Raw genomic sequence first — 6,381 nt, 5'->3', positions numbered from 1 at the left:
ACGAATACTTATCGCCATTGCCCATTTATATGAACCAGCTCCAATACAAAGTTATGCTTAACCCCTATAATTCAAACGTCTGTTTAAAAGGATTTTGATATGTTGATATATAAAGCAATGGTAGGCGTCAACAAGCAGCTCAATAAACTCGTTACCATCCCCTTCCCTCATCTTGAGACGGGTATAGATAGCCTCTCGAAAGCGGGCGAACTCATGGCAACAGCAGGAGCCAAGAAGGCCATGATTGTCACCGGCAGGAGCAGTTCTGCCGCCATCATTCCTGCACTTTGTAACTCGCTGGATGAACATGGCATCGAATACGCTATCTTCAACCAAGTAATGCCAGATCCAACCATTGCAACAGTCGCAACCGGTGCCGATTTCTATAAGCAATACCACTGCGATGCGATTATTGCCCTTGGAGGAGGATCACCCATTGATTGCGCCAAAGTGATCGGGGCAAAAGTGGTCAGGGACAGACCCGTGAGAACCATGGCCGGAAAGCTCAAAATCAGAAGAAAACTGCCGCCATTTCTTGCGATTCCAACCACGGCTGGCACGGGCTCGGAAGCTACTGTCGCCGCAGTTATTTCCGATCCGGCTGCACGGCAAAAGTTCGCGATCGTCGATCCTGCCTTACTGCCTGATTATGCGATCATCGATCCCAAGCTGATGATTGGGCTACCGCAAAATATGACAGCAGCAACCGGTATGGATGCACTCACCCACGCAGTAGAAGCCTTCATCGGTACCTATAACACACCACTGAGTGACAAATATGCCAGGCAGGCAATAGAGAAAATCTTCGAGTTCCTACCGAAAGCCTACAACAATGGTCAAGATCTGGAAGCACGAGAGCAAATGGCAATGGCATCTTACGAGGCTGGTTGCGCCTTTACTCGTGCATTCGTTGGCTATGTTCACGCTATCGCCCACCAACTCGGCGGTATGTACCACATCCCCCACGGACAGGCGAACGCAATTCTACTCCCCGAAGTGCTACGCTTGCTGCATCCATACTGTAAGGCACGCTTGGAAGAGTTGGCGAATGTCATTGGCCTAAGCAGCGGCAGTGAGTTCATTGAAGCGGTGGTTGAGCTCAATAAAAAACTCAACATTCCGAATGAATTTCCTGAATTAAAGGCCGAAGATATAACACTTATCAGTCAACGGGCATTGGCCGAAGCCCATGGTACCTACCCTGTCCCGGGTTACTTGAGCCAAAGCCAGTGTGAACAGCTACTCAAACAGTTTCTTGTTGTGACACCGGAAAAGGCTGCACCTGACACCGAGACTCCAGAAAAAGCCCTTGCGGAACATGCCGAAAGCTAGTCCAGCGCCCGCTTAAGCCCTGATACATAATCAGGGAACTGAGAAATTGTGTTGTGACCTGCATTGGCCACAATAACTACCTCCACCAGCTGATCGCCAAAATGAGCGATTAGCTGGTCGGTTCTGGCTCGCGGGATCACCCGATCATTTTCGGCTATGAAAATGTAAGTTTGAGCAGATATATCCTTAACCCGATCCGCTGAACGAAATGTATCCTTGATCATCAGAGAGACAGGAAACATCCAGTAGATATCCTTTGCTACGTTCTCAATACTGTCGAACGGGGTCACCAAAATAAGCGTATCTACCTGACGGTTTGCTGCCACATATGTTGCCACACCGGTGCCCAGACTTCGTCCCATCAAAGATACCGAATCATGTTGGCTTTTTACCGTTTTATATACATGAACAGCATCACTGTAGAGCACCTGCTCTGTCGGGGTCCCGGCATTATTGCCGTAACCACGATAAGGAATAAGGTAAACGGTATAGTCCGGCACCACTGCCTCGAAAAAAGGGATGTTAGCTTCAATGCTTTCGGCATTACCGCCATAATAGATTAATGCCTTCGGTTGCCCTTTGTTCAATGCCCAGCCATTCAGTTGCACCCCATCCACAACAAAGCTGACATTCATCTCGCCGTACATATTGCTGGCAGGCTGAGGAAAGTAGAGAAACTTCCTCTGCAAAGAACAGAAAGTGAGAGCGAAAAGTGCATAGAGCACCACAACGGTTACCAGTATACTTTTCATACCCCTACCCTGCTTGCCTGTTCTTATAGCAATAATAGACGAGCAAGTAGGTTGCAATATTGATCCCGACAGCAACAACACCCAGTACAGCCTGAACATCAATATGCAGCCCGACCGGGTAGATAATGGGGATCAAATAATGTTCGACAAACCCACCAGAGTACCCTTCACCGCCAGCAGCATATCTTAACCGGTTTTCCAATGGCGTTAATGGGCAGATCCACCCTTTGAAACTGATCACTGCAACCCATAGCGCAGCGGGAATATGAAAAAGTGCCAGGAAGCCTCGCCAGAGCACGAGTAATCCACCCAGTAGTGCAAAGACGATAAATACGAGATGAAAGATAACAACCAGATCAGCCAATATGCGATAGACCATGAACAACGACCTCTTTTCTTAGGTCAAACATAGCCTATTAAAGGCATAACGTAATCCACTTAGACATTGAGCGGTAAAAGTTATACCGACCCGAAACTCGTGGCTTTCGAGGTTATCAACAGAAGCTGGGGATAGATTATCTGGGATCAGATAAAAGAAAGTTGAGATAGAGGAAAGAAAGCTTTTTCATCAAGTCTATGAAAACCTTGACCATAAATACCCCACTTCTATGCTGGGCATTTACTGAATCAAGTTTTCACTGACCTGACGGCTTACTATTTCTGTAATCAATCAGAAACAGTAGAAATACAACGGGATTACTATTGCTGAAACGTACTGTTCGCACGAACTGCAAACTGGCTACGGTCAAAGTTAAGCTGAGTTGAAAATAGTGACATGAAGTTACGTAGTTTTTTCATTTTAAGCTCCAAGTATTTATCTGTAACTAATAGTTCAAACTGGTTAGCAGTATTACTTAACAGTTCAATTTTGTAACTAAATTCCGTAATTAAGTTACAGGACAACTATATACGAGCTTAAAAGTGTGATCAAGATCTATTTGAGATGAATTTTAACTACATTCAGAGTGATAGCTCAAAGCTTACTCACAACAAGTAAGTAAACGACTAGCTTCCACACAGACATCACGCTTTGTAGCCCTACAACAGGCTGTTCAAAATTTGTACTGAGATCAAAAGTTTGCTTCTAAGTCCCTCACAGAATGCCTGATCCATCAAGCATTCCCCATGGCGATATATTCAAGAAAAAAACAATAACCTATAAAGCACATGAATAATTAAAAACAAAGGTATAGAACATGACATGCTTTAAATTAAAACACGGCCTCACCCTATCCGTGACTCTACTGCTATCACTCAATATTCATGACAGCTACGCATCACAAAACGGAACCATGATGCAGTACTTCCATTGGTACAACAGTAGTGATGGTAGTTTGTGGAACGAGGTTAAGAACAATGCCGCCTCACTCTCTGAAAATGGTATCACCTCACTTTGGCTTCCCCCTGCATACAAGGGCGCAGGCGGTAGTTACGATGTTGGCTACGGGGTTTACGATATGTATGACCTTGGAGAGTTTGACCAGAAAGGTTCAGTTCGAACCAAATACGGTACCAAGGCACAATACCTTGCAGCCATTAACGAAGCGCACAGCAACAATATCCAAATTTATGGTGATGTTGTTTTCAACCACCGTGGTGGGGCAGACAATAAACGCTGGGTTGATGCCGTCAGGGTCGACTGGGACGACAGAAACAAAGAAATAGGCGATAAATGGATCGAGGCCTGGGTGGACTTTTCCTTCCCGGGAAGAAACGACAAATACTCCAGTTTCCACTGGACCTGGTATCACTTCGACGGCGTAGACTGGGATGATGCCGGCAAAGAGAAAGCTATCTTCAAATTTAAAGGCATCGGCAAGGCATGGGACTGGGACGTCAGCTCCGAAAAAGGCAATTATGATTACCTCATGTATGCCGATTTAGATATGGACCATCCGGAAGTAAAACAGGAGCTTAAAGACTGGGGAGAATGGTACCTCGAAACAACGGGCGTCGACGGCTTTAGACTAGATGCCGTGAAGCACATTAAGTATCAGTATTTACAGGAGTGGATCCAATACCTCAGAGGCAAGACGGGCAAAGAGTTGTTCACCGTCGGCGAGTATTGGAACTATGATGTCAACAACCTGCACAACTTCATCAGTAAAACCCAGGGTACAATGTCACTGTTTGATGCACCACTGCACATGAACTTTTATCAAGCATCACGTTCTGGTGGTCACTACGATATGAGACGCCTGATGGATGGCACACTGATGAAAGACAACCCCGTCAAGGCTGTCACGATTGTAGAAAACCACGATACCCAACCACTACAAGCACTGGAGTCACCAGTTGACTGGTGGTTCAAACCATTAGCCTACGCCTTCATCCTGCTAAGGGAAGAAGGTTACCCGAATGTCTTCTACGCCGATTATTACGGTGCGCAATACTCCGACAAGGGACACAATATTAATATGGTCCCGGTACAACACTTGAAAGAGCTCATCACGGCCAGGAAGCATTATGCGTACGGCAAGCAACACAGCTACATGGATGATCCAAACATCATCGGCTGGACCCGTGAAGGCGATGCCGAACATCCTAAATCGATGGCTGTTATCATGACGGATGCAGCAGGGGGCGGTAAGTGGATGTATGCCGGCAAGTCAAGTACTGAGTTCAAAGATCACCTATCAAACAGAACGGAAAGTGTCTGGACCAACAGCGATGGCTGGGCGTATTTCCCGGTCAACGGTGGATCCGTATCGGTATGGGTAAGTCAGTAAGAAAAACCTGAATGACAGACGAAAAAGCCAGTCACAGAGACTGGCTTTTAATTAGCACCTAAGTACCAAATAGCTGATTTTAAAATCTTCTAAAATCAATTATATGCGCGGGCAAATCTTCCCGTTGAACTTGCTGTATAACCCTTGGCATAAGTCGGAATAAACACAGACTCCCCTTTCTCTATAGTCAGAGTCTCACCGTTTGCATGTGTAACGGTAATCGCCCCGTCTATCGCAAACAGAATTTCAGCGCTGCTGGTGAGCAGTGAGAGATCCTGCTGATTGTGATAAACACTGAACTTAAAATCAGGAACCGGGATCGGGTAATGCAAACCACCTTCAGATTGCTCTGGAGCCAGAAGTAACTTATCTTCTGGCATAGAAACGAAACGCGTGCTTGTGACCAGCTCAGCAATGTCCATGTGTTTAGGCGTTAGTCCTGCGCGCAATACGTTGTCGGAGTTAGCCATGATCTCCAGGCCCGTGCCATTGATATAAGCATGCGGCGTACAGGCATGCAGGAACATAGCCTCACCCGGCTGTAGGGTTAACACATTGAGCATTAGCGGCGAGAACAGGCCGATATCGCCCGGGTACTGCTCGGCAAGTTCCAATACCAAAGCAAATAACTCATCGCCTTTATGCTGCTCGGCGTATGCCAGCAGTCCTGCCAGAGCAGTTTCTTTCAATTCTCCTTGAAGCGAGAGCATTGCCTCGAAGAACTGGCGCAAACCTGTTTCATTCTGGTTTTCTTCCAGTGCAACAACCAACTCGTGCAAATCAGCAATTTCCAGACAGCGGAACAAAGTGACTATCTGGCTAATCTCACGAAAGCCGTTCATTGCCTGATAAGGAGTTAGCGCATAGACCAGCTCAGGTTTGTGGTTAGGATCTTTGTAATTACGGTGACCGGCGCTCAGGGGAATGCCAGCGTCTTGCTCTTTGGCAAATCCGACCTCGGCTTGTACCTTGCTTGGGTGAACCTGGATCGACAGCGCTTTCTCGGCTGCCAGCACCTTAAACAGATACGGAAGCTCACCAAACTGGTTGTCGGTCTCCACGCCAATAGTCGCAGCTTTGTCTGCTGCGATAAAATCGGCAAGACGGGTAGCCTCACCCTCAACGTCTATCTGTGAACAACCGTTCGGATGGGCCCCCATCCAGATTTCTGCCTGTGGTTTACCCTCAGGGTTGGCAATCCCAAACAGGGATTCAATGGATGTCGTGCTTCCCCATGCATAATCTTGGATAACATTGTGCATGCGGAAAAAACAAGGAGATGTGGAAACGGTCATTGTTTTACCTTACGTTAAATACTGATTTCATCAGTACAATTACTCATGGGATCAGTATCAGTCGCTATCTAACAGCGCTATTAAGCAACGCGAAATTTTAGCAAAATCTGATGATTTTGAAATAGGATTTGTCTGTCAATTGGTGAGCACTCTTACCGGGTAAATTACCAGGTAAAAAACGCCCTTCTTACCCCATTAAGAGAGGAAAGAAGGGAGCGTACATGCCAGCATGGGGGTTAAGTACATATCACTCAGTGTACTGGCATGCTCTTA

5 protein-coding genes are annotated in these 6,381 nt (G+C 46.5%); 2 read left to right on the top strand and 3 right to left on the bottom strand.

The annotated features are described in order from the left end of the window. The first annotated feature begins 99 nt into the window (after positions 1-99). Entirely contained in the window at positions 100-1,332 is a 1,233-nt protein-coding gene (locus MHN01_RS13115) for an iron-containing alcohol dehydrogenase (RefSeq protein WP_239411753.1), read from the top strand. On the opposite strand, the gene MHN01_RS13110 is transcribed toward MHN01_RS13115, so the two are convergent. Beyond that, entirely contained in the window at positions 1,329-2,084 is a 756-nt protein-coding gene (locus MHN01_RS13110; protein WP_239411752.1) for an alpha/beta hydrolase, read from the bottom strand. The genes MHN01_RS13115 and MHN01_RS13110 overlap by 4 nt on opposite strands. Positions 2,085-2,088: 4 nt before the next feature. Then, positions 2,089-2,463 carry a DUF2784 domain-containing protein gene (locus MHN01_RS13105; protein ID WP_239411751.1) on the bottom strand — a complete coding sequence of 125 codons (375 nt, stop codon included), beginning with the start codon at positions 2,461-2,463 and terminating at the stop codon, positions 2,089-2,091. A gap of 817 nt (positions 2,464-3,280) precedes the next feature. Between MHN01_RS13105 and amyS the strand changes: the two genes are divergently transcribed. Continuing rightward, on the top strand, positions 3,281-4,813 hold the full coding sequence (amyS, locus tag MHN01_RS13100) for an alpha-amylase (RefSeq protein WP_239411750.1): 1,533 nt from the start codon (positions 3,281-3,283) through the stop codon (positions 4,811-4,813). Positions 4,814-4,908: 95 nt separating this feature from the next. Here amyS and manA read toward each other — a convergent pair whose 3' ends face one another. Next, entirely contained in the window at positions 4,909-6,108 is a 1,200-nt protein-coding gene (gene manA / locus MHN01_RS13095) for a mannose-6-phosphate isomerase, class I (RefSeq protein WP_239411749.1), read from the bottom strand. Between the last annotated feature and the right edge of the window lie 273 nt (positions 6,109-6,381).

The sequence above is a fragment of the Photobacterium sp. OFAV2-7 genome (assembly GCF_022347985.1).
Lineage (GTDB): Bacteria > Pseudomonadota > Gammaproteobacteria > Enterobacterales > Vibrionaceae > Photobacterium.
This window is presented reverse-complemented; position numbering and strand designations above follow the sequence as displayed.